General features: G+C 39.0%; 20 protein-coding genes and 1 tRNA gene. 5 read left to right on the top strand and 16 right to left on the bottom strand.

Annotation, left to right across the window (positions count from 1 at the left end):
* The first annotated feature begins 143 nt into the window (after window positions 1–143).
* On the top strand, window positions 144–1,007 hold the full coding sequence (locus tag BCL90_RS22970) for a helix-turn-helix domain-containing protein (protein WP_121287647.1): 864 nt from the start codon (window positions 144–146) through the stop codon (window positions 1,005–1,007).
* Between the two features lie 414 nt (window positions 1,008–1,421).
* Window positions 1,422–1,970: a hypothetical protein gene (locus BCL90_RS22965; RefSeq protein ID WP_121287646.1), complete on the top strand. Its 549-nt coding sequence runs from the start codon at window positions 1,422–1,424 to the stop codon at window positions 1,968–1,970.
* Between the two features lie 244 nt (window positions 1,971–2,214).
* Here BCL90_RS22965 and BCL90_RS22960 read toward each other — a convergent pair whose 3' ends face one another.
* From BCL90_RS22960 to BCL90_RS22905, 12 genes are all read right to left on the bottom strand, one after another.
* Window positions 2,215–2,667: a protein-disulfide reductase DsbD domain-containing protein gene (locus BCL90_RS22960; RefSeq protein WP_121287645.1), complete on the bottom strand. Its 453-nt coding sequence runs from the start codon at window positions 2,665–2,667 to the stop codon at window positions 2,215–2,217.
* A 20-nt stretch (window positions 2,668–2,687) separates the two neighbouring features.
* Window positions 2,688–2,819: a hypothetical protein gene (locus tag BCL90_RS26125; protein ID WP_262707555.1), complete on the bottom strand. Its 132-nt coding sequence runs from the start codon at window positions 2,817–2,819 to the stop codon at window positions 2,688–2,690.
* 71 nt (window positions 2,820–2,890) lie between these two features.
* Window positions 2,891–3,409: a TlpA family protein disulfide reductase gene (locus BCL90_RS22950; protein ID WP_121287643.1), complete on the bottom strand. Its 519-nt coding sequence runs from the start codon at window positions 3,407–3,409 to the stop codon at window positions 2,891–2,893.
* Window positions 3,410–3,418: 9 nt separating this feature from the next.
* Entirely contained in the window at window positions 3,419–4,129 is a 711-nt protein-coding gene (locus BCL90_RS22945; RefSeq protein ID WP_121287642.1) for a DUF4369 domain-containing protein, read from the bottom strand.
* 76 nt (window positions 4,130–4,205) lie between these two features.
* On the bottom strand, window positions 4,206–5,690 hold the full coding sequence (locus tag BCL90_RS22940) for a RagB/SusD family nutrient uptake outer membrane protein (protein ID WP_121287641.1): 1,485 nt from the start codon (window positions 5,688–5,690) through the stop codon (window positions 4,206–4,208).
* Window positions 5,691–5,711: 21 nt separating this feature from the next.
* Window positions 5,712–9,203 carry a SusC/RagA family TonB-linked outer membrane protein gene (locus tag BCL90_RS22935; protein WP_166792250.1) on the bottom strand — a complete coding sequence of 1,164 codons (3,492 nt, stop codon included), beginning with the start codon at window positions 9,201–9,203 and terminating at the stop codon, window positions 5,712–5,714.
* A gap of 265 nt (window positions 9,204–9,468) precedes the next feature.
* The gene (locus tag BCL90_RS22930) at window positions 9,469–10,644 is read right to left on the bottom strand and encodes a FecR family protein (protein WP_121287639.1); all 1,176 of its coding nucleotides are present in this window, start codon (window positions 10,642–10,644) and stop codon (window positions 9,469–9,471) included.
* Between the two features lie 144 nt (window positions 10,645–10,788).
* The gene (locus BCL90_RS22925; protein ID WP_121287638.1) at window positions 10,789–11,379 is read right to left on the bottom strand and encodes an RNA polymerase sigma factor; all 591 of its coding nucleotides are present in this window, start codon (window positions 11,377–11,379) and stop codon (window positions 10,789–10,791) included.
* 114 nt (window positions 11,380–11,493) lie between these two features.
* Window positions 11,494–12,612 carry a TlpA disulfide reductase family protein gene (locus BCL90_RS22920; protein WP_166792249.1) on the bottom strand — a complete coding sequence of 373 codons (1,119 nt, stop codon included), beginning with the start codon at window positions 12,610–12,612 and terminating at the stop codon, window positions 11,494–11,496.
* Window positions 12,613–13,699: 1,087 nt separating this feature from the next.
* A tRNA-Asn gene (locus tag BCL90_RS22910) sits at window positions 13,700–13,776 on the bottom strand.
* A 597-nt stretch (window positions 13,777–14,373) separates the two neighbouring features.
* Complete coding sequence (locus tag BCL90_RS25830; protein ID WP_166792248.1) at window positions 14,374–14,532, bottom strand: hypothetical protein; 159 nt, start codon at window positions 14,530–14,532, stop codon at window positions 14,374–14,376.
* Window positions 14,533–14,744: 212 nt separating this feature from the next.
* Entirely contained in the window at window positions 14,745–18,002 is a 3,258-nt protein-coding gene (locus BCL90_RS22905; RefSeq protein ID WP_121287635.1) for a TonB-dependent receptor, read from the bottom strand.
* A gap of 345 nt (window positions 18,003–18,347) precedes the next feature.
* Here BCL90_RS22905 and BCL90_RS22900 point away from each other — a divergent pair, with 345 nt between their 5' ends.
* The gene (locus tag BCL90_RS22900) at window positions 18,348–18,848 is read left to right on the top strand and encodes a GNAT family N-acetyltransferase (RefSeq protein ID WP_121287634.1); all 501 of its coding nucleotides are present in this window, start codon (window positions 18,348–18,350) and stop codon (window positions 18,846–18,848) included.
* 7 nt (window positions 18,849–18,855) lie between these two features.
* Here the strand turns inward: BCL90_RS22900 and BCL90_RS22895 are convergent, their stop codons facing one another.
* Both BCL90_RS22895 and BCL90_RS22890 read right to left on the bottom strand, forming a co-directional pair.
* Window positions 18,856–19,416 (bottom strand): DUF4256 domain-containing protein, encoded by a 561-nt coding sequence (locus tag BCL90_RS22895; RefSeq protein WP_121287633.1) that lies wholly within the window; start codon window positions 19,414–19,416, stop codon window positions 18,856–18,858.
* Between the two features lie 432 nt (window positions 19,417–19,848).
* Window positions 19,849–20,895, bottom strand: a complete 1,047-nt coding sequence (locus BCL90_RS22890; RefSeq protein ID WP_121287632.1) for a 3-oxoacyl-ACP synthase III family protein — start codon at window positions 20,893–20,895, stop codon at window positions 19,849–19,851.
* Between the two features lie 170 nt (window positions 20,896–21,065).
* Between BCL90_RS22890 and BCL90_RS22885 the strand changes: the two genes are divergently transcribed.
* A complete protein-coding gene (locus BCL90_RS22885; RefSeq protein ID WP_029274160.1) occupies window positions 21,066–21,347 on the top strand; it encodes an ATP-dependent Clp protease adaptor ClpS in 282 nt (93 codons plus the stop codon).
* Window positions 21,348–21,479: 132 nt separating this feature from the next.
* Here the strand turns inward: BCL90_RS22885 and BCL90_RS22880 are convergent, their stop codons facing one another.
* Together BCL90_RS22880 and rsmA are read right to left on the bottom strand one after the other, a co-directional pair.
* A complete protein-coding gene (locus tag BCL90_RS22880) occupies window positions 21,480–22,079 on the bottom strand; it encodes a thioredoxin family protein (protein WP_121287630.1) in 600 nt (199 codons plus the stop codon).
* Window positions 22,080–22,273: 194 nt separating this feature from the next.
* The gene (gene rsmA, locus BCL90_RS22875; RefSeq protein ID WP_121287629.1) at window positions 22,274–23,059 is read right to left on the bottom strand and encodes a 16S rRNA (adenine(1518)-N(6)/adenine(1519)-N(6))-dimethyltransferase RsmA; all 786 of its coding nucleotides are present in this window, start codon (window positions 23,057–23,059) and stop codon (window positions 22,274–22,276) included.
* Between the two features lie 172 nt (window positions 23,060–23,231).
* Here rsmA and pdxA point away from each other — a divergent pair, with 172 nt between their 5' ends.
* Window positions 23,232–24,311: a 4-hydroxythreonine-4-phosphate dehydrogenase PdxA gene (pdxA, locus tag BCL90_RS22870; RefSeq protein ID WP_121287627.1), complete on the top strand. Its 1,080-nt coding sequence runs from the start codon at window positions 23,232–23,234 to the stop codon at window positions 24,309–24,311.
* Window positions 24,312–24,372 lie beyond the last annotated feature (61 nt).

Below are 24,372 nucleotides of genomic sequence, written 5' to 3'. Positions count from 1 at the left end.
ACATCACTACTGTTCGCCGTCTGGTTTCCCAATGGAAACATCTAACTTTGACCGGGTTATTACTGACGGAAAGATCGTACCATAAAGTATATTTGCATATTCACAAAATCAGCATTTGTTACAGACAATTAAGATCGATAGAAATGGCTAAAAACAAGAAGATTCCGACCCATTCGGTCACCGAATCTGTTTCAGGAATGAACATCGTGAAAATTGAACCTGAAGAATCTTTAGTGACGCCACACGATATTTCGCTTCCGCATAGACATGGCCATTATTTCTGTATCCTGCTCGAAAACGGAGAGATGGAATTTCTGATCGATTTCAACAAAGTGACCCTCAAGGAAAATACTTTGTTCCTATCCTATCCGGGGCAGGTACTTCAGTTATTGTCAAAAAAAGATTGCCTGGGATGGGTGCTCTTTTTTGAGCATGCGCTTATCAGTGAACAAGCCAGAACATTGCTCGACCAATTCCTGTCCGAAACGATACCAATGAATCTGTCCACCAGTCAGGCAGCACTAATAAGAAATATGCTTGATACTATGAATACGGTCTATCATGAAGGGAGAACAGATATTTTTAGAAAACAAACCATACAGGCATTGCTTATGGCTTATGTTTATCAGATTTCCTCGGTATATGAATTAAAGGAAAACAAGGAACTCATTGAGTATTCACCACGGCATAAAGAAATTGCCAAAACATTTTGGCAACTGTTACGACGGGATACTGTCATGAAAAAGCCATCCGATTTTGCCTCTGAAATGAACATCACCACCGGTTATCTCAACGATGTGGTAAAAAGAGTGACAGGGTTTTCCGTAACAGATTTAATACATGGGGAAGTGATCAAGGAAGCCCAGCGGCTAATGGTCTATTCGAACCTACCCTTGAAAGAAGTCGCAGACCGATTGGGATTCAACGACTATAGCTATTTTCATCGTGTCTTCAATAAGACATCCGGACAATCTCCGGGTTCCTTTCGGGGGAGTTCCGTTCGATAGATATCCATGCTTTTTTGGTGATGCTTGTAGATCTTTGCGCTTTTGCTCCGTACGTATTTGTTACAGTTTTTGCCGAGAAATTGCAATAGCACCAATACAATATTGCAATCCTCATTTAATTAGAATTTTCGAAAAAAAATCAAATTTCAATCAATTAGTCCAAAAAATGGTATGAATTACGCACCGCCACTGTCCTTGTAGGAAATATTCATTAGAAACCATTTGCAGCTAAGTAACGGTTTTTATTGAGGAATGGAAAAACAATCCATAGTCTGTCTGTCTAGATGTAAAAACGCTACACTTCAGTTTTCTATAAATATGGTTGAGACACCATTTTTGACAGTTCCGTAATTTTTTGATTAAAATCACTCATTTCCAACTGTATCATTGCCAATTCTAAATCATTAATCAACCATGAACAACAATTTTAAACAGGATGCCGACACTATTAGTTCAGGCTGGTTGAGCCAGATCTTTACCAAAGCATTAAACAATAAGTCAACGTTGCCCTTCTCAATTTTTTCCAGCCCCATACCGCAGCTTAAAAAGGATTTTATCTTAACAGCAGAATTTCAGCGTGAAATTTTAAGTTACGCCCATCTGGTTGCAATCTATCTTTCTCCAGCAGCATATAAACGGGAAAGATTATTATACTATCATACAGACCAATATTTCAGGGCCATTCCTTCTGAGGATTTTGCCTGTCGCCTAATGTGCAAAATGAAAATTATTGCAGTAAATAATAAGTTTGATCAGACTGCCGAGCAATATATGGGCCTTTCGATGGGTATTATCAATAGACCACAACTTAGAGAGCAGTACGCGGTAAAGTTCCTTGATGAAAAGATATATTACAATATGAAAGTAAAGTTCGCTTATGCTGATAAAAAAGAACTGGCACATGTGATTGTTTTCAGGCCCATCGAAAAGGATAGCTGTACCGATCAAATAAGTAACGCTTGAGCACAAATATCTTTTCTATCGCTTTGTTTATACAATTGGTGATTAGTCCTCGATTTTTTTAGCTTCTGGGTTACCTTTACTATATCCATTAAAGAAGATAAGACAAAAAACACCGGGTAGGCCCAGTTTTAGCTTATTCATGTTGTTGTTTGCTTGAGATTCGTCTAGAGCCAACAATACCTTTACTGCGGTAATAGGCAGTTGTTAGAGCAAATTGAAGGTGACGGACTTGCTTTCGACTCGTTTAGCGTTTTACGGGAACGCGAAATTCTTTTACCGAGGGTGGAAGACACTTTTTGTCATTACATGCCATAAATTCTACATTACATTTGATTACAACATCTTTAGCCAATAGCATCACCTTTTGCTGAAATATAACGGAATTTTCAAAATAGCTTATCTCCATAAAAAATGCAGGCTCAAACTTCGTAATTGGTTTTGGCTCTATTGTTTTACCAATTTTACTAAAGCTCTTTGATGTAAAAAATGTAAACTGTGTTGCAGTGGGGCCGCCATCACTAGGCGTTTGTGAATATAAATGCCAGCCCTTGTCAATTGTTGCCTTGATGTAAATAATAGCTGTTGTACCACTCGTCTTTTTAGCCGAATAGCTCCACTTTACAGGTTCTAATATCTGGCTATGGGCATTAGAAATGTATACCATAGATATACACCATAAGAATAATATCTTTCTCATGTATTTGTTTTTACCTTAAATTAATCGTTTTTATTTTCCGGTTTGTGTTGTATTACCTCTAGTTTCGGGAATTCTAACATAGCTTTTAACTTACAGTAATCTCTATCTGTAAAACCTGCGTAACCCACACCATAAAACCTGATATTGCTCATTGAATCTAAAAAAATTTTAGTGGGAGTTGCTTGTATTGTAAGCTTCGTATGGCTCATTTTCCTAATTGTTATTACTTGCCGTATTTCGCAAAAAGATCAAGAAGCATTTTATCATTCACATCAATTCCATTTCCAGAAAATCGAACGATTCCTTTGGGATCAATTACAATCATCTGGGGAATGCCCTGAATATTAAAATCTTTCCAGGTGCTCGGCTTTTGCATCATGCTATAAAACTCAACTGGTGGACCATCAAATGCATAAATTTCTTCTGCAGATTCATCTGTTGTGGCCGCTATAAAGACTGCTTTGTTTTTATACTTTCGATGAAGTTCGTTAACGTGGGCAAAGCCAGAAATACAAGGCTTGCAACTTGTGCCCCAGAAATCTAGTACAACAAACTTTCCAGTGAAATCCGGAACTTCAGATAGCCATTCTACGGCGTTAATAGCTGGCGCTTTTGTTCCTATTGCTAATCCTCCTATCGAAAGGTCCGACTTTTCCTTGACAGTGGCATTTGTTTTTGATTGCCCGTACAGATGACTTGCGAACGAAACTACAATTAATGTAATTGCTAATTTTGCTTTCATAGTTTGTCTTTATTTTGATGTACTTGTTAAAATTATTCCGGGAAAAGATCTGCGAGCAGCAGGACTGAGTTTGATTATAGCTTCCTTAACTGGGCTTTCATTGATTTTACTCCGCAAATAAGTTTTTATGATATAGGCATTAATATCGGAGTTTGGGTTTTCTACCAACCATTTCTTCGCGAGCTCGGTCTCTTTAGCCTTAGCTTCTTTTTCTACCTTCATCATTCGATCTAAAAGACCCGGTGCTTTGAGAAGTCCATCGTAAGATCCTGTTTCGGCCATACGCATCATAGAAGTATCAATAAGTAATTTTTTTCTCGCAAAAACATCCTGGCTTTCCATCAACTCAGTAAATAGGATATAATCCATCATGTAAGGCGCATCACTTGATACTTTTGCTTTTTTTAGCTCACCACGCTTTCCCTGTAACTGCACTTTCCCTCCATCGAGATATAGTTTGCGATGCTCAGGGTTTTGCCCTATAAGTGCTACCCGAAGTGCGTATGTTCCGGCACCAGGTAGTACTGTTTTAAACTTAAATACACCGTTGCTCACCGATGCTGTATCATGAAATCTTTTTCCAGATGGCCTGGACCGCAGGTCGCTCAAAATTACTTTTGTATTGTTTTGCAAACCAATAAGCTTCCCCGTAAACTCTAGTTCTTGTGCACTGACAAAAAGTGTAGAAAACAGTAGAGCGTTTAATATGAAGTATTTCATTTATATATTGTTAATCAGTCAAAATTTAATCAATTTAGACGAACCGCAATTAGGATTGCAGTTCGTCAGCACACTATTATGGATTATCTATCAGGCCATTACTTTCATTAAGCATCCGCTCGCCAAACTTCAACACAAATCTTTCTGGTTTAAGCTCGTAGGTGGATGCCACAGTTCCATCGGCATTATAAATTTCGTGCGTATAATCAACATGGTTGTTGTAAATCGGATCCTGAGACAAGCGACGCATATCTAACCAACGAAGGCCAGTAATGGCAAATTCTCTAATACGTTCATCTAAAATAAACCGCACCAACGCCTGCTGATCAGATCCCACATTTGCAGGGACTTTGAATGCAGTTCCTGCAATTCTTTTTGCTCTAAGGACTTCCAAATCTGCCACAGCACCTGCTAAATCATTCGCCCTCGCTTTTATTTCAGCACGCATTAAATACATATCAGGAAGCGAAGGGCCCACGTTAACTCCATCAAAAAAGGACGCTCTTCGCCTCATCCCGAGCGGCTTAGGCGAAGTCGTGGATATTTGAAAAGGCGTAAATAAACTTAGCCGTCGGTCGGTTGAAGTATACAAGCTGGCCGTTTGCGGGCTAAAAACGAATGCATCAATAGCTGAAAGCTGGCGCCATCCAGCCGTTATATTATAAATTACTTCCGTATTGTTAGCTGCTAGCGGCTCATTGTCAAGGCCAAATCCGCTATCAGGAAACCATGAACCGGGTGCAGTCTGGTTATCAGGATTTAATACTACTGTAAAGTCGTAAAACCCCAGTGGAATTGTTGTTTTTGCAATTTCTATGAAAGCAGCATCTATATGCGGCCTAGCTGCAGTGTAATTGTTCATGGCCATGTAAACCCTGGAAAGATAAAATTCAGCCACTAGTTTGGAAATTTTACGACGATGCGTAATTGCTCCCAAATTAGGCAGGGCATCGGTTAAATCCTTAATCACCAGATTATAACCTTCCTGTAAAGTTCCACGTTCAAAATCTTTTTGGTTAACATCTGCCGAAGTTAGATTTGGAATTCCCAGATCAGTACCGGACGTTGTAGCATTATAGGGTTTCGTAAAATCAGAAAGGAACATGAAATTACAAATTGCCCTGCCTACTTTCGCTTCAGCCAATAATGCCAGCTTTTGTCCTTCCGTACCCTCTTTCGAATCCATTACTTCATTGATTACTTTATTGAAGAGATAAAGTTTGCGGATATAGCCGTTTACGTTTGTAATTTCATTTGGTAGTTGATCATTATCATAGACCCGGTCTTCATATCTAAACAAACGCTGTTGACGGAGTAAAACAGCTCCACTCAAATTGTTAAAAAAGGGATTTAATCCAGCCATCTCGTCTCCCCTATATACACTGGGCTCGAAGCTGGTTGCAATGAAATTAGCATTCAAGATCTTTTCATAATCTCCGGTAGTAACGGCAATCGTTTGCCCTTTGGGTATAATTTCTAAAAATTCCTTTTTACAGGAAACCTGCGATAAAATCGAAAAAAGCAATAATGACCCTATTATATATTTTTTGAAAATTTTCATATCTATCAATTTTATTAATAATTAAAAGGTAATATGAGCACCTAAACTTACCGTACCTTGAGCGTCGCGAATGGTTCCTGTAAATTCCGGGTCCATACCTTGACCATTTGCGGTCCACAGCAATATGTTATTTACTTGAATCCTAAAGGAAATTGCCTGAGCATTGATGTGTTTCGCCACTGTTTGAGGAAGGCTGTAAGCTAGCGTCACATCTCGAAGCTTAGCGTAAGCACCATCTAAAAAAAACTGCTGAGAGCTGATATAGTAACTTAAATTACGGGCATTGGCAATCGCTGCAGACGGTGCATATCTGGGAATATCTGTTCTGAGCTCATCGCCAGGAACTTTCCAACGGTCTAAGAATCCTAATTGCAAGTTATTGGTTGCAATTACCTGTTCGTTGGTAGTCGGATTGACGTTGCTACGTACTACGTAACCCCCATTGTAGATAATACTTGCGCTTAATTCAATAGATTTGTATCTAAAACTATTTTGTAAGCCGCCAGACCAAACGGGTTGCGAAGTTCCCATATAAAGGATATCATCAGGTGTGGCAACATTAATTGCTGCAGACATACTTCCATCAGCTCGTATAAACTGTGGATCACCAACCGAATTCAAGCCCCCGTAATTATAAGCAAAACGGGTATTTAACGGATAGCCAACAAGTCTGTTGGTACTCACCAAAGCAGCACCAGTTGCAGGTGCGTTTCCACGCAATTGTGTTAGCTTATTTTTATTATAGCTAAAGGTAAAGCCACTGCTCCACGTGAAATCCCTGGTCCTGATATTATTGGAATTCAGGCCGATATCAATCCCTTTATTCTCGAGATTGCCATAGTTGCCAATAACAAATTCGTAACCAGTAAATGGTGAGGTAGACAGGTCGCCGATCAGATCTTGCGTCTTTTTAATGTAGCCTTCTATAGATCCGCTCAATCTATTTTTAAATATAGCAAAATCTATCCCCGCATTGAACACTTTGGTTCCTTCCCAGGTTAGCTTGGAATTAGCTGGCGATGACAATAAAAATCCTGCGCCCGTAACATAGTTCACATCATTTGATGCTGTTAAAATATCATAAGATGCCGCAGCCCCAACTGTTGGTGCATTTCCGGTAATACCATAGGTTAAACGGAAATCAAGTTGATCTAACCAATTCACCAGCTTCATAAAATTTTCTCTACCCAGAGCCCATTTACCACCGACACTATATACAGGTCTGTTCTGTGCGGATTTATCCCTTCCGAACAAATTACTTTCATCAATTCTCCAACTTGCGTTTAGCGTATATTTTCTATCAAAAGTATAACCGAGGTTAGCGAAGTAAGAAGTGGTTCTGGCAACCCGTCCCTCTCCACCGCCAACATTATTTCCAGCAAGTGTAGCGGTTCCCGCTATAGCACCACTAACTCCTGCCGCCAATCTAGCCAAATCTACCGGCCTTGAAGTTTGAAGTTGGTCATCCCATCCATAATACACGGCTGTAGTACTTACTGGCGTACTACTGGTTGCCTGTTGACCGGCCATTATTGATAACTGGTGTTTATTCCAATCTCGGTTATAAACCAATTGATTCCTTAATGTCCATGCATTTGAGGTATTTGTCGACGTATTTAATCTTCCGCCAATGGCAGGTATATTATAAACTGGTGTTACTGTAGGATTAGCGGCCACTGTGAATTGCATTACCTGCATCCTCATAGCGTAACTATTCTCATTGAGCACATCTCTTGTGTTTACATTACTAACGTTGTAACCATATGTGCCCTGAAAATCAAGTCCTTTTAGAATATTTACGTTGACGCTACCTACCAACCTGGCATATAAGCCATTAATTGTACTATATGCTCTATCTTGCTCCAGAACAGGGTTGTAATTCAAATCGAGTCTGCTTCTTGATTGATAAATAGTCCTGAGCGAATCTGGAAATGCGTTACCGTTCGGTAAACTACCTAAATAATTAACGTTTAAAGGATTACCATTAGCATCCTGAAACATTTGATAGGGAACAATTGTACGGTTTGGATTATACGTATTTCCAGTTCTTACAACACTATTTGTTAAATCGGCATTAACAGAAGCTGTAATCCGTTTACCAAAGACAAAATTGTTGTTTAAATTTATTTTATATTGATTGTTCTGTGTGCCAGGAGTATTATTTTGGGTTCCGATATGATTTAAAGATCCATAAAAAGTGTGTGCTTTGCCGCCACCGGAAACTGAAATTGTTTGGTTTAGCGAAGACGCGTCACGAACAAACAGATCGGCAATCTGATTCGTATTTGACAGGTTAGCTAAACTGTCCAATTTGAAATCAGCCTGTCCCTTTGTAATTTTTTTTCTAACAAGATCATATTGGATCTGCAGATGGGGAAGGCTATTAAAAACTGAAGTAACTCCGGTGTATCTACTATTAGTTGGATAATATTGTGGAAACAGTTCGCGAGCTACGGAGATAAACTGCTGAGAATTTAGTCTTTGAACATAATCAAGATCTGGCCGACCCTGAAAGGCGAAATAACCATCATAGTCGATTTTTAGTTTATCACCTGCCTTACCTTTTTTTGTGGTAATTACGATAACCCCGTTGGCTGCTTTTGCTCCCCAAATCGAAGCAGAAGTAGCGTCCTTAAGAATGTTAATGTCTTCTACATCCTGGGCATTCAACCTGGTTAACTGATCAATAGTTCCATCGAACTCAATCCCATCAATTACTATCAAAGGGGCTGTCCCTGCATTAAGTGAACTTTGTCCACGGACTAATACGCCCGCAGGCCCCCGGGTAGTTAAACCGGGAACTAAACCTTCAAGTCGCGTAATGATATTGGCTGTACTTGTTCTATTTAGCATCACTTTTAAATCAGGCTTAGCAAATGATCCGGCGCTGCGATCTCTGGACACCTGCTGATAGCCAGTATTATATTTAACTTCTACTCCGGAAAGTTCGGTATTTGACGGAACTAGTCGGATGGTTCCAATATCCCGTTTAGCAGCTACTTCAATTGGTTCGTAACCTACAAAAACAATAATGATAATCTCTTTTTCATCAATACCCTGTAGATAGAATTCTCCTTTTTCATTTGTGACTGCTTTTCTAGGGTTGATTTTGAGGGAGATTGAAGCCCCTTGCATTGGATTTCCATTTTCGTCGACAACTCGTCCCCGGACATCAATCTCTGCAAATTTGGAACGAAGCCTTTCTATAAACGAAGGCTCTTCAGGCTTTTTTATGGAGATAATTGTACCATCAATCGTATAACTAAGCGGGATACCTGTTAAAATAGATCTTAGTACTTCATCGATAGTCGCATCTTTTACGGCAACATCAATTTTTTTATCCTTAGGAAGGATTTTAGCATCGTAAAAGAAGTCATAACCAGTTTGAGTTCTGATCTCTCGTAATACAGATTCTAACGGGGCATTTTTTTTGTTTAGCGTAACTTTCTGGCCAAATGTTGCTGCACTGACCTGTAAGAGAGATGCTAGAAGTATAACGGTAGTTAATCGCATAATTAGCATAATTTTTGAATACAGAGGTTTAGAAACAGCTGTACATATAGTATAAATTCTATACATTTGTTTAGGTTGGTTTTACAGACATCCCCAACTTTCGACGGAGAAGGATGCTGTGATAAACGATAAGTTAATTCCAAGCTGAACCAGTGCTAACAATGTTAGGGCTGGTTTTTTCTGTTTCTAAGTCTGATTTTGTAGATTTTTCTTCATGTTGGTTTGGTTTTAGGTTATTGATATAGTTGATTGATTTGGTTCTATATTATTGCGTGACGTAAATTTTTCGATCCTTCACTTTAAACTTAACAAGACCTGAGGATTCGATAGATCTCAGAACTGCCGAAAGTGGTTGATCTCTTGATATCCATCCGCCAGATACCATGTCATTTGGCACAGAGGCGTCGTAAATAACCTCCACATCATACCATCTGGCAATTTCCCGCATTGCTGTTTTGAAATTCACATGATTTAAATGAAAATCTCCTTTTGTCCAACTTACAACTTGCTCTACATTCGCTGGTGCGACTGCAATCGCTGCACCATTAGAAGTTGCTTGCTCTCCAGGTTTGATTTTCTTTTGATCTTTCCCACTGCTCACCTGAACGGAACCTTCTAATAATGTCGTTGACACATTAGGCTCATCAGCATAAGAGTTAATATTGAAATGTGTACCCAAAACCTCCACTTCTTGCCCTTTACTTTGTACCACAAATGGATGACGCCTATCTTTTGCTACCTCAAAATAAGCTTCGCCATCAAGTTTCACGCTCCGTTTACCATCAACTACCAGTTTAGCTGAATAGGTTAATGAAGAAGCAGCGTTAAGCCAAACCATAGAACCGTCGGGCAAACCCACCTGGTAAGTTTCTCCTTTAGGGGTAGATATCGTATTTATGGAATTAGCTTGATTTGTTTCCCCACTAACCTGATAAATCAATTTCCCATTTGCGGTTTTAGTTATGATAACACTGCCCTCTTTTGCAAGTTCCCCACTACCTGCACCCGAAAGGTTAATTTTTTTTCCGTTAGCCAAAGTAAGGGTAGCTCCATTATTAGCAGGAAAAATGTTCTGCCCTAAATTAGAAACAACCTGTTCAGACTTGTTATTATTATAGAAATAAAGTCCTGCAATAGAAACCACAATCATAACTGCGGCAGCAATTGCAATGCGTGGCCAAAGGCTAAAGGTTTTTACTGGTTTCGATGTGGTATAAACGTAATCTGTTAATATATTATTTATCATCCGATCTCCTTGACCGCTTTCGAACACGCTTGGGTGAATTGTTTCATCAAATGTTTCCCAATAATCCTTTAACAGATCCTTGGCCTGAAGATCATTGCCCTGGTCGGCAAGCAACAGGATTAATTCCTGCCGCTCTTGCGTAGAGCATTCGTCAGCTAACTGCTTCCTGAATAAATAATTTAGTCTTTCGTCCACTTTTTTTCTATTCTAATTGAAGACCTAAGTAACCCAAGTCCACTCTCCTTTAAAGACACATAGATTTCAAAATCGGGATATAGAATTTGAAAAAAATAATGAAATTTATTTATAATCGAAATTCAGCACAAAATGAGTGAACAATTATTGCTGATATTTGATGATAGCCAATAAAACTCCTAAGGCGGTATGTGATTTGATGAACTTAGAAACCGAACTGGCTGCCCATTGTTGGTATTTTTTGACCGAGTCGGTAGATATACCCATTTGTTCAGCAATTTCTCTGGTCTTTAATCCTTGCTGTCTCAGCATAAGTACTTTTTGTTGAGATTGCGGAAGCTGTGCAACTGCACGATTGAGGACATCTTGATATTCGTCGTCCAACTTGAACATGCCTGTATCATCACCCGAATGAAGAATATCATCTACATATAACTGTCCGTGCTTTCTGTCCTTTATAATCTTTCTGAGGCAATTTATAGTGTAATTTCTTGTCAGGATAAATAAATAAGACGTGAACTTGTCCAACTTCGGGAGCGCTTCCCTGTTTTCCCAAATCTTTACGAAAACATCTTGCACAATCTCCTCACACATTTGCACTGACTCTAAAAGTGTGTACACATACTTCGCCAAGGGCTCATGATAAGCATGGAATAGTTCAACAAAGGCCCGGTCATCCCCTTCCGCAATTCTTTGCAGCAAATCTTTTTCGTTAGGAAGGGGCTTGATTGCCATTTTCGACGTATACTTTTGCCAAATATACAAATTGAAAAAGAATGTGCACTAAATGGCTTAAGGGGAGATCGCATTATCCAAAAATTCATTTTTTCTTATGTTATTCTATTGCTCTTATTTGGTCTTGGCTGTTTCAATTAGTTTTTCGATCTGCTCAGTCAGATGCGCTCCCCGAAGATTAATTCCCAAAACAATACCGTTTGGATCTAGTAACCAATTTTGAGGAATGGCATCTACACCATATAAGATTGCGGCCTCATTCTTTTTTCCCTTGAGGTCGCTAACTTGCGTCCAAGGCATTCTGTCTTGTTTTATAGCCTTAAGCCAGGCACTTTTATTATCGTCTATCGATACGCCAATAACAGTAAATTTTTTATCCTTAAGTTTTTGGTAGGCTCGTAAAACATTCGGATTTTCAGCTCTACATGGCCCGCACCAGCTTGCCCAGAAATCAACTAATACATACTTACCTCTAAATGATGAAAGCTTTATAGGATTAGAGGCCGTATCAGTTTGTACGAAATCCGGTGCTTTTTTTCCCAGCGCGGTCGTGTTTGATCTGCGCAATATTTCTGCCCATCGCTTTCCTTCCGGAGTGCTCTTGATTTGTTTGGAAAGCGGAAGAAATAATGGTTCCAGTTTGCCTGCATCTACACTACCGCCCAGATATTCATCAAGCATAGCGAGCGCAATTGGGGAATTTGTATTGCGTTTGATGTAATTTGGATAGACCTCCTCGATCATACTATCATAAACCTTTTTACTGTCAGCCCGTATCGACTTAACCCTGGCGGTATCTTTAGCTTTTCTGGCGGCGATATTCAACACATCAAAATCCTCCATTTGCTTATAATAAACATTCAATGCCGTTCGCACTTTATTGTATTCTGTATTAGATAATGACCCTGAAGCGGTCACATCTTTTAAGGTTTTGTTATGGATTACCTCAATTTTTGATGATGGACTAACGAATATCTTGGCATCACCTCCAAGTCTGCGTCCTCCAAGATGAAGAAGGACCTGGCCGGGAACTGTACCTTTCAAAGTGTAAGCCCCATTTACTACCGTTGTAGAATCCATTACCACATCCTGTCCGTTGACATAGTAAGAATATATTTTTTTTCCATCCTTAATTGCACCATTAACTGTTCCGTGAACCAGATAGGATTTATCCTGTGCGGATGCTAGATTTAAAGTGAGGACTAAAATGGCTAGTATGCTGTATTGTCTCATTGTATTTATTTTCATTTATTTTCCTGGCGAATGGTAGTTTAAATCGCCTTTCGCCTGGTTATATCGATTACGGATTGTCTGCTAAACCATTAATTCGTTGAAAGCAAGCTCAGGTTTATATTTCATAAAGACGTAACAGTTGAAAAATCGGGATATAAAAAATTAAAAATGTTTTACAGAGGCATAAACATTTTGAAGTATTACCCTGCGTATTATTCCTAAAATGCCGAGCGCATTTTGTTCGATTTCTTTTCCATGAAAATGTTTGTCTATTAGGTTACCCCATCATCATTAAAAAGGCTTCTGGCAATTAATCTATATTTTTCAAATATCACAGATTCAATTCTTTCAGATTAATAAATATTGTCAACAAATGGCCCTCAATTCAATAGCACCCAGATCTGACATGAGTATTAATTTCTCATCGAAAATCGTCAAGTTTAACAGAAAAACCTGACAAACTTATAGACCAAAAGATTATGAGTCTTCTACTCTGTGTTTGGCCAAAAACACGCTTAAAAGGTTGCTAATGGCCAATCTACAGCTGTCCAATTCGGAATTGATCAGTGTTTTAAAAAACTGATCTTTGACTAAGAACTCCCGCTTGTTTTCGGGATGCCTTTTTAACTGTTTGTCGCAGAGAATGTGTGTCGTTTCGATGAACCTCTGCTGGTTTTTGTGGTAAATTCTGATCTTTACATTGCACTTACCATCATTTTTGTAATGGTGAAAGTAGATTTTTGCATCAACTGTTGCCAATTTAACTTGAAAAAAAATGCGTTTACGGATACCGGAAGTCCTAAATCGCGGGATTTTCTTTGTTAAATATTTGTAAAAGTCATACGTTAAATTCGACAGTTTTTCCTGTAAAACTTAACATTATTTGGCTATTGAAAGACAAGTTGGAGTAAGAAACTTCTTGTTATGAAAATAAAAAACTCCATTCCATCGCTAGAAATGGGGTTTTTATGTGATTTTCAGACTTGAAAATCTTTGCTCCCTCTGCTGGGCTCCCTTCGTGTGCGCTCAAGATAAACTTCTCGCCCAGCCCTAAACGCAAAAAACCCACAACTTTCGTCGTGGGTTTTGGCTCCCTCTGCTGGGCTCGAACCAGCGACCCTCTGATTAACAGTCAGATGCTCTAACCAGCTGAGCTAAGAAGGAGTACTGGTCGTTTCCTAAAACGGCGGTTATTTACACTTTGCAGCTAAATACCATTGCTCGTTTTGGGAGTGCAATATTAGCGCTTTTAAACTATTTATGCAAAAATTAATTCAATTATTATTTAAGAAAACAATCCTTCCTTTACAGCGGAGGACTGTTTTACATGTTTAAAACTGAATATCAAACCTTTAAAAATTAAGATTTACAATCTATTGTACCATCTTTATAAAAATTAATGCCCTTAAAAAAAGCTGTTTAGACCCTATCTGAAAACTTTTAATAATATCCATCAGCACCATTAAAGATGGGTAGTGTTGATGTTTTCAATCCAGAAAATCAGATCTTTACTAACCTCTGCTTTATCTTTAAACGTTTAAACAGTAATGCCCAACGCTTTACGTCTTTCTTTAATTTAACGCTGATCTGTAAAGTGATCTCGTTTTATATGCTAAATTGGGGATTAATAGCACCCTAATGCATCATTTCTATTCCTGTAATCTAAATCAGCAATCGCTTAAATTATGTGTTCACATTTTATGGCAAGGCTATAAAACAAATCGCCGTCATATTTTTATGGCGGCGATGGTAATAATTTGCTTAACGGTAATGTCCTGGCACCCAATACCGACCACCATAAGGGCCAACATTATAATGCCCACGTACCCAATGTGCCCTTGGTACACGCGCGCTTACTACGCATGCACTAAAATTAACCGCCATAACCAACAAGAGCAATACATTTACAATCCTTTTCATAACGTAACCTTTTAAATTGAAAAATAAATTCAAGCTTTATACTGTGTTTTATTTTGACGGACAGAGCATAGTAAAGGTTTAATTGGTTTTACCTAAAAAAGATGCGTCATGCTGATCCGATAGCTGTCAAATCAGGGTGGCGACCGACCACTAAATAAAAAACGGCCTGACCTTATTTAGGCCAGACCGCTATATATTAGTTTAAAAAAAGATTAGAAACTATATCTCGCTCCCAACTGCATCTGGTAACGTGAGGCAAAGAAATCTTTTGAATAAGAGGTTACATCTTTTTGTGCAAAAGTATAAACCGGGTAAGCAGTTGGTGTTCCCCCAGTTCCAACTTTGATACCCATACTAGCCATCGAGTTGAATGTATTAGGAGAAAAATACTGAATACCCCAATCTTTATTTAGCAAATTAGTGAGGTTAATGATATCGTAAGTTAAAGTAAGTACGTGTGGATGTTTTCCTTTTGCAACCTGAATATCCTGAGAGAAACGGAAATCAGCCTGAACATTCCAAGGGGTACGTGCGCCATTACGTTCTGTAAAATTGCCACGACGGCTGCTTAGGTATTTATCACTATTGACGTAGCTATCAAACGCTGCTGCCTGTGCAATTCCATCTGCTGTATTGGCAAAAAATTTCTGTGTTTCGCCAGCTGCCGGAACATACATTAAACTTACGGTTTGTCCGGTTCCATTGATTGTACTGTTCACCAAACCCAATGAATAAGGAGAACCTGATTGTCCACTGAAGAACAAAGAGAAGTTAGAGACGTATTTACCATTTTTAGCCCAATCTAACCTATAATTGATGGTAGAGATAATCCTGTTGCGGATATCGAAGTTAGAATAAGCCAAACCTGGGTTATTTGGGTTAAGCGCCTGGTTTAACTGCCAGTTAGATTCCATCGAGTTCCGGATACCATTTGCAATATCTTTTGACTGACCATAAGTATAAGCCACCATTACATCTAAACCAAACGGTAAAGATTTACTCACCTGTCCTGTTAAGGAATATTTATATCCCTGATCGGTATTTGATAATAAATAAGCATTTGTATACTTGTTATTAATCTTTCCATTTCCGTACGCTCCAGAAGATGTACTATAAATTGGTTGTTGCTGCTGTGTATCATAAACCATGTATTTTGGATTATCTACATAGTTAATTTGCTGAAAAGCAACATCCTTAATAACCTTGCTATAAATACCCTCTACAGTAAATTTCCAGTTATCCTGTGTTTTGAAATCAAAGCCCAGGTTACTTCTCCATGCTTTTGGCATTTTAAAATTATTATCCACTAAATCTACTTGTGTTGCGCCATTTGCATCGTTAATGTTTACGCCTTGTTTAGCTGCGTACCCTGCTTCGCCATTTCCACCTAATGCATCTTTAATTGGATCGCTACCCGGTACTTGCGTCACAACCTTGTTTCCTGTTGCAGGTTTAAGATCATAAGAACCATAGTTTACACCATTATTGTAATACGCATAACCTAACCAGGCAAAAGGTACACGACTGGTAAATAAACCACTACCACCGCGTATAATCAAACTTTGATCACCCAATGCATCGAAATTAAAACCTAATCTTGGTGAAATCTGAACTTTATTTAAAAACTTATTATTAATGTTTGAAGGTTGGGTATAGGTATATGTTGTACCATAGTTAGGATCAACTGGTGAGTTAGTTGTTTTACTACTCAAAGTTGGCATGGTTGGTAAATCAGCCATATCGAAACGCAAACCTAATGTCAGTTTAAATTTATCGCTCAAACGCATTTCATCCTGCCCGTAAGCACTATAAAGATTAACATTGAATTTAGCTGTCGGATTCGCAATAATATTATCGCGGGTATTATCAGCATAATCAAAACTTGTGCGTACCCTTTTTGGCTTGTTGTTTAAGAAGTCATCAACACTATCATAAGCTACCCTACCGTTCCAGGAATTCACAAAACCATAATTGATTTTATAAAATTCATTGTGGGTACCTACTGTAAAATTATGTATGCCTTTGCTGAATGAATAGTTATCCGTTAGCTCAAAAGTATTTTGCTTCATATTAAAAATACTTGCTTCTCTATCTGTACCTAGGAAAATAGTACCACCACTAGAGCCAATTTCAATTTGTGGGATAGCAGGATCAGAAAGAGGTGTACGGAAATCGTGTACAGTTGAGTAACCTAAAATCAGGTTATTTGTAGCTGAATTTCCGAAACGGGTTTTCAGATCGGCAACGGTAGACGATTGGTTGTTATTCTGTTTAAAATCAATACCACCAAACCTGAAGTTAGACTGGTCTCTTTCTAAGTTAGTAGCCTTTGAAACGATGGTATTGTTTCTGATGGTTAACTGTGTACTTTCACTGATGTTCCAATCTAATCGATTAAAAAACTTATTAGACTGAGAGTAGATATTATAATCACCATAAGCACCAGCATCTAAACCATAAGCATTTTTCATGCGATCTGAAATTTGTTGGGCCTGAGACAATGAAATAATACCCTGCGGAGAACCTGCACCTAAAATAACAGGGTCCTGACGGCGGGTAATCTCCTCGTTGGTAAAGAAGAATAACTTATCTTTTATAATCGGGAAACCAACACGGAAACCGGTTTGATAATCGTGAAAGGCAGAAGGCTCTTTTGCATTATCGCCGATTTTATTTCTACCGATCAATGAAGCGTTACGGCCATAACCATAAACCGATCCTACTACCTCGTTGGTACCACCACGCGTAACAGCATTAATACTACCACCTAAAAAGTTACCTACTTTAACATCGTAAGGAGAAAGTAAAACGGTCACATCCTGGATCGCATCAAGCGAAACCGGGTTGGTACGTGTACTACTTCCCGGCATGCCTGAACTTCCGCTCTGGCCACCCAATGAGGGACTGAAACCAATGGCATCGTTGTTAACCGCACCATCAATGGTTACGTTGTTATACCTGAAGTTAGTACCGCCAAAGGTATTATCTTTACTGCCTTGAGGCGTTACACGGGTAACATCCTGCAAACTGCGGTTCATGGTAGGTAAGGTTTTAATCTGACCTTCGCCAATACTGGTACCTGCACCAGATTTTGTTCCGCCCTTTTGGCCCTTAATACTTACATCGGCCAGTTGATTGCCCTGCTCCTGAAGATCCAGATCAAGTTTTAGGTCTGAGCCAAGAGTTAAATAAATGTTTTCTTTTACTACTGGACTATAACCTACAAAAGTTACGGTGATTTTGTATGGTCCACCAGGATTTAAGTTGCCAATACGGTAAAGCCCGGATTCGTTTGACGAACCTTTGGATACTGTTCCTGTAGGAACGTGTACCATAACGATGGTTGCACCAGGGATGATACCTTTGTTATCCTTAATCTTTCCATTAATACTAGACGTTGTAACCTGCGCCTGCGCAAACGTGACCAGGAGTACAAGAATACTTACTAGCGATAGTATACGTGATTTCATTTTCTGTTATTTTATTTTGGCACAAAACAACAGTCTTAATATTAACTCAATATTAATATTAAATTAAGTTTAACATTAACTTAACAATTTGAAAATCAGAATTAAACAATAGAAAAACAATTCCTTAACAGCTTTTTGGAAGCCGGAATATGATGAAGAGCAATATGCTCAAATATCAGATTGAAAGATGAAGATTTGGTGAAGATTTAAAAAGTCCGAAGTCTTTAGTCGGAGGTCTGAAGCCAATTTTCAGTTGACGGCCACTCAAACTCCCTAAAATGATACAAACAAACAAATGACCAACAAACAACTGAACGAATAAACCCATCTATTATCTTTGTATCCATGACAATAAGATTAGCCGTTACAGAAGATATACCACTAATTATGCAACTTGTACGCAAGGTTGTGCCCTTGATGCGTGCTGCAGGAAATTTTCAGTGGGGAGATGATTATCCGAACCCTGAAGTATTTACCAACGATATTACGATTGGCCAGCTATGGGTAGTTGAAATGGAAGATGAAATTGTTGGTATTTCAGCAATTACGACAGATCAGGATCCCGAATATGCCGATGCTGGTTGGGACATTACGGAAAAAGCCATTGTTACGCACCGTTTAGCCGTAGATCCGGATTGCCAGGGCAAGGGCATTGCCAAAGCTTTGATGAACCAGGCCGAGCAGGTAGCAAAAGCTTCGGGAATCTCCATCTTAAGAGTAGACACCAACAGTAAAAATATGGCCACACAAGCGCTTTTCCCAAAACTTGGTTATCAGTTTAGTGGCGAAATTAACCTGGCCAAGCGCCCCGGACTACGTTTCTTTTGTTATCAAAAACTGTTGTAACCCTTAGTTACACGCTTAACAAACCACGAAATGCCCTTGCAGCATAATACGATTGTGCGCCATTGTGGTACACAAAAACATGATCGTAGCGCCGATCACCAAAAAGAGCACCTCCTAATTTTCTGATTCCGGGAGGAGTAACAATCCAACTGGATGTTTTCGTATCGAACCGGCCGAGTTGCTGCAAAAAGCGATATTGCTCTTCTGTTAACAGCTCAATACCCATTGCAGCAGCCATATCAATAGCATTATTTTCTGGCTGATGCTCCTTTCTTGATTCTAGTCCTTCCAAATCATAACAAATACTCCTACGGCCTTTAGGACTCTCTGCCGAACAATCGTAAAAAATATATTCGCCTGTTTTTTCATCATAATCCACAATGTCGGGTTCGCCCCCGGTTACTTCCATTTCATCAAGTACCCAGAGTTTGTCAGCATTCGCTTCCAGTTTTGCCTGTACTTTATCCCATTCGATACCTTTATGACGCTCCATGTTTTTCTCGAAACGGGTTTTCAATGTATTCAGCAATTCATGCGTTTGTGCTACAGATAGTTCTTTTTTGCTCATATTATAGCTTCAATCGAATAGTTTCTTAGTTTTAAAAATACCAATTTATATTTGGAGCGCAAGGCTTGTAATAAACAAAAAGCTTCTTCCCGTTTTTTGCTTTTACGCTTCGCTTCCTCGTACCTCGTTGCTGCAGGGTAACGCTTCAACCGGGGCTAATAGGCTAAAACAGTCTTTCATTTTTGAGGTTGCAGGGTGCACCAACCCTTGTTCCTAAACCCGACAACAGCGGCAGCCTCCGATTTTTTCTATCGGAGCTACAGCGAATGGCGGGACTAAAGCCATCCAAGAACCACAAAACCACTCATTTTCAATAAAAACTAAAGGAAAAATAGGGACCGTATAAGCTTATATTTGTTCAAATCTCCTAATCCAACTTTACTTTTTAAACTGAATTAGTGTATCATCAACCAAAATTCGAGCTCCCCAATCCTACCACCTAATCAGTGCACTAGCCCAGGTAAAGCCCGATCCGAATGCTGCAAGGCAAACCAGATCGCCATCTTTAATTTTACCTGCTTCCCAGGCTTCGCATAAGGCAATAGGAACAGAAGCCGCTGTAGTATTGCCATACTTCTGGATATTATTAAAAACCTGGTCGTCGTTTAAGCCCAACAACTGCTGTACATACTGACTGATACGCAAGTTTGCCTGATGAGGTACTAACATATCAATATCTTTTTCTGTTAAATTATTTGCAGCTAAAGCTTCTTTAATTACTTCAGGAAATTTCACCACTGCCTTTTTGAAAACCGATGGCCCATCCATGTAAGGCAAAGCAGCACCACTTTCTAAAATTTCCTGTGTCATAAACAAACCGCCAAGTTCCTGTTCAGGATAGGCAGGTTTATCTTTCAACCATTTATTGGCATGGGAACCTGGATAATACATAGCCAGAATTTCGGCATCAGCGCCATCACTATGTAAATGTGTACTTAAAATCCCTTTCCCCGGTTCATCTGTAGGCTGCAATACCACAGCTCCTGCACCATCACCGAAAATCACTGATACATTACGGCTCCGGGTTTCGAAATCCATCGCAAATGAGTGTTTTTCGCTTCCCACTACCAAAACATTTTTATACATGCCCGTTTTTACAAACTGATCAGCCACCGAAAGTGCATAAACAAAACCCGAACATTGATTCCGGATATCCAAAGCACCAATCTCGCCCATGCCCATTTCACGCTGCAACAACACGCCACAACCCGGAAAATAATAATCCGGACTTAACGTAGCAAAAACAATAAAATCTACATCTCTGGCGGTAATTCCCGCTCTTTCGATTGCGATTTTTGCTGCTTCAATGCCCATTGTAGTCGTGGTTTCCTCGTTGCGATCGGCAAAGCGACGCTCTTTAATACCGGTACGCTCCTGGATCCACGCATCGTTGGTATCCATAAAACGGCTTAAATCATCGTTGGTATATACATTTTTCGGAACGTAGTAACCTATTCCGGCTATTTTAGACTGGTGCATACTCGTATATTATTTGGTTAACAAATGTATTAAAAGGGATGTAAGATGTATGAGGTAAGATGGAAAATGTGATGCAAAGGCCAAAAAGTCTACTTCTATAGTCCAAAATAATCACAACCATCTTCCATTTAACATATTACATCTTCCATAAAAATAGTTATTTTTGCACCATGTCTACAGAAACCAAAGAAGAGACCTTTACGCTCGAAGAAATTTTAACTTCCCTAAAAACTGTACATCGCCTTATTTTGTGGAATGATGATATCAATACTTTTGATCATGTGATTTATTGCATGATGAAATATCTTGATTATAACGAATCGCAGGCTGAAAAAATTGCCTGGAAAGTGCATAATGATGGGAAATGTCCGGTTTTAGAAGGCTCATTTACCGAAATGGAAGTTTATCGTAAAATTTTACAGCAAGAAGGCTTAACTGTTTCTGTTGATTAAGGCTACTTCTTGCACGAACAATCCTCGCAACAACGTCATTTCGAGCGGAGTGCAACGCAGTCGAGAAATCTATCTAGGCAGGTCTCTCCATTTCGCTTCACTACAGTCGAGATGACGACTTATTCTGTAAAATTAACTCCCTAATCTTTTCAAAAGCTCATTTAACCCGGCCTGTGTAGTCTGTGTTTTATCTTTAGCGTACCAGCCATGAAGTTTTTCCGCTAAAACTGGCATTTCAGTACTTTCTTTTCTCCATTCTTTTAAAAGTTCCTGCAAAATTTGTGGTCTTGGACCCCAACTCACCAGAACTTTATCGCCAGTTTCATTTAAAATTAAAAGAACAGGAATTGCTCGTCCTCCATTAGTTAAATGCGCATCAATTAAGGGAAAATTTTTATCTCTAAGCACAAACTTCAAATCAATTTTACCTAATGATGCAGTAGCAATTTTATTGAATACCGGAACAATCTGGGCGGCATCGCCACACCATCCCTCAGTAATCACTAAAAATTTATAATTTTCTTTAAGATGATCAATGGTTGAAGTCAACTCATCAGTTAAGCTAACTGTTTTATCCACACGACTCATTCTTTGCACATTCATTTTAGTATAGTGCAAATCGTAAGTTACATCACCTGTAGCTTTTCCCTCTAACAGAAGTTGATCAATCAATGCACGATAGGTTTGATAATCCATACCTTGCTCGCTGAAAATTTCGCTGTAATTAACCATGATGTTTAAAATTATGTCGCAAAGGAAAGGAGAAATTCAATGAAAATAATCACGGATTTGCAAGAATCGCTTCGCGGATAATTACACAGATTTTAGGATTACAGTGATATTTTTTCACTCCTGTCATGCTGAGGCACGAAGCATCTGCATCCGATGAAACAGATGCTTCGTGCTTCAACATGACAAAAAAATCGCTAAGCTTGCATCAACTTACTCAGATGCTGTGTTAGTGCCACAAAATCTGCTACGGTTAGCTGCTCGGCACGTTTCTCGAAGTAGATGTGATCGTCCATTTTATCTTTAGGCATCACTGCAGAAACAGCATTACGCAAAGTTTTTCTCCTTTGGTTGAAACCTGCCTTAACCACACGCCAGAATAATTTTTCATCACATTCTAAAGTCTCCACCTCATTTCTGGTTAAACGGATCACTGCAGAGTGTACTTTTGGCGGTGGGTTAAATGTACCTGGTTTAACCGTAAACAGGTATTCAATTTTATAATAGGCCTGAAGAAATACACTTAAAATCCCATAGTCTTTGGTTCCTGCAGGCGAGGCACAACGTTGGGCTACTTCCTTCTGAAACATCCCAACCATTTCTACAACCTTGTTGCGGTTGTCTAATATTTTAAATAAAATCTGTGATGAGATATTATATGGAAAGTTACCGATAATGGCGAACTGGCCAGGAAAAATAGCATCGAAATCAAGTTTCAGAAAATCGCCATTAATCAACCGATCGCCAAGCTGAGGATATTTTTCATTTAAAAAATGGAAAGATTCTGTATCTATATCAATAAGATAGGTCTCCAGGTCTGTACGCTGCAGCAAAAAATCAGATAGAATTCCCATTCCCGGCCCAACCTCTAAAACCTGATTATATTTATTGGTATTTACCAAAGCCTCTACAATGCGGTTGGCAATGCCTTTATCGGTTAAAAAATGTTGCCCTAAATGTTTTTTCGCTTTTACTAAACTCATACCTTAAAATTAATCGAATATTTTAACCGCAAAGGGTGCTAAGATTCGGCGCTATGAACGCAAAGATAGACTTATTATTTCTTTGCGAATCAATCTCTGTTCTTTGAGGTTTCATTTTTTTTAAAGTCTTTAAACGAAAATCAGTAATTTGCGCTAAAATTTTCCAGTAATTATGAGCGATAAACTTAAAATTGGTATCAGTATAGGCGACGTAAACGGCATAGGTTTAGAGGTAATCATTAAAACATTATCCAACCCTGCTATTTTAAATTATTGCACTCCAATTGTTTATGGCCACACCAAGGTTTCATCTTTTCACAGAAAAGCGAATAATTTGGGCGATTTCAGTTTTAATGTAGTTAACCATGCCAACCAGGCACTGCCAAAAAAGGCAAACATGATTAATTGCTGGGAAGAAGATGTAAAAATCGAATTGGGTCAGGTTACGGCTACAGGCGGAAAATATGCCCTTTTATCACTGGAGCGCGCAACAGCCGATCTGGTAAACGGCGATATCGATGCCTTGGTTACTGCGCCAATCAATAAACACAACATTCAATCAGAAACTTTTGCTTTTCCGGGACATACAGAATATCTTCAGGAAAAAAGCGGAAGTAAAGATGTGCTGATGTTTTTGATCAGCGAAAATTTAAGGGTTGGTGTGGTTACTGGCCACATTCCTGTAAAAGATGTTCCAACCTCGATTACAAAAGAGAAAATCATCAGTAAATTAAAGCTGATTAATGAAAGTCTGAAAAAAGATTTCTGGATAGAAAAACCAAAAATTGCCGTTCTGGGTTTAAATCCACACGCCAGCGACAATGGTTTATTAGGCGCCGAAGAGGCTGAGATTATTACACCAGCCATTCAGGAAGCCTACGATAAAGGCATTGTTTGTTTTGGACCATACCCTGCTGATGGCTTTTTCGGCAATGGCAGCTACAAACAGTTTGATGCCGTTTTAGCCATGTACCACGATCAGGGTTTAATTCCTTTTAAAACATTAGCTTTTCACAATGGCGTAAACTATACCGCTGGATTAAACTTCGTGCGTACCTCTCCAGACCATGGAACAGGCTACGATATTGCAGGTAAAGATTTAGCGGATTCCACTTCATTTACCGAGGCTTTGTTTTCAGCCATCCACATTGTAAAAAACCGTCGCGAACAAGAGGAAATGCTGAGCAACCAATTACGCACAGGTGGAAAAGTGGTTGAAACACAGTTTGACATTAAAGATGATGCTTCTTAAGGGGTAGAAGGTTGAGGGTAGAAAGGTGGAAGGTTAGCTGAAAGACCAAAGCAAAAAAAAG

It is taken from the genome of Pedobacter alluvionis, assembly GCF_003664035.1.
GTDB classification, from domain to species: domain Bacteria; phylum Bacteroidota; class Bacteroidia; order Sphingobacteriales; family Sphingobacteriaceae; genus Pedobacter; species Pedobacter alluvionis.
Note: the sequence above shows the minus strand (reverse complement) of the source record. Positions and strands in the feature narration are given on the sequence as shown.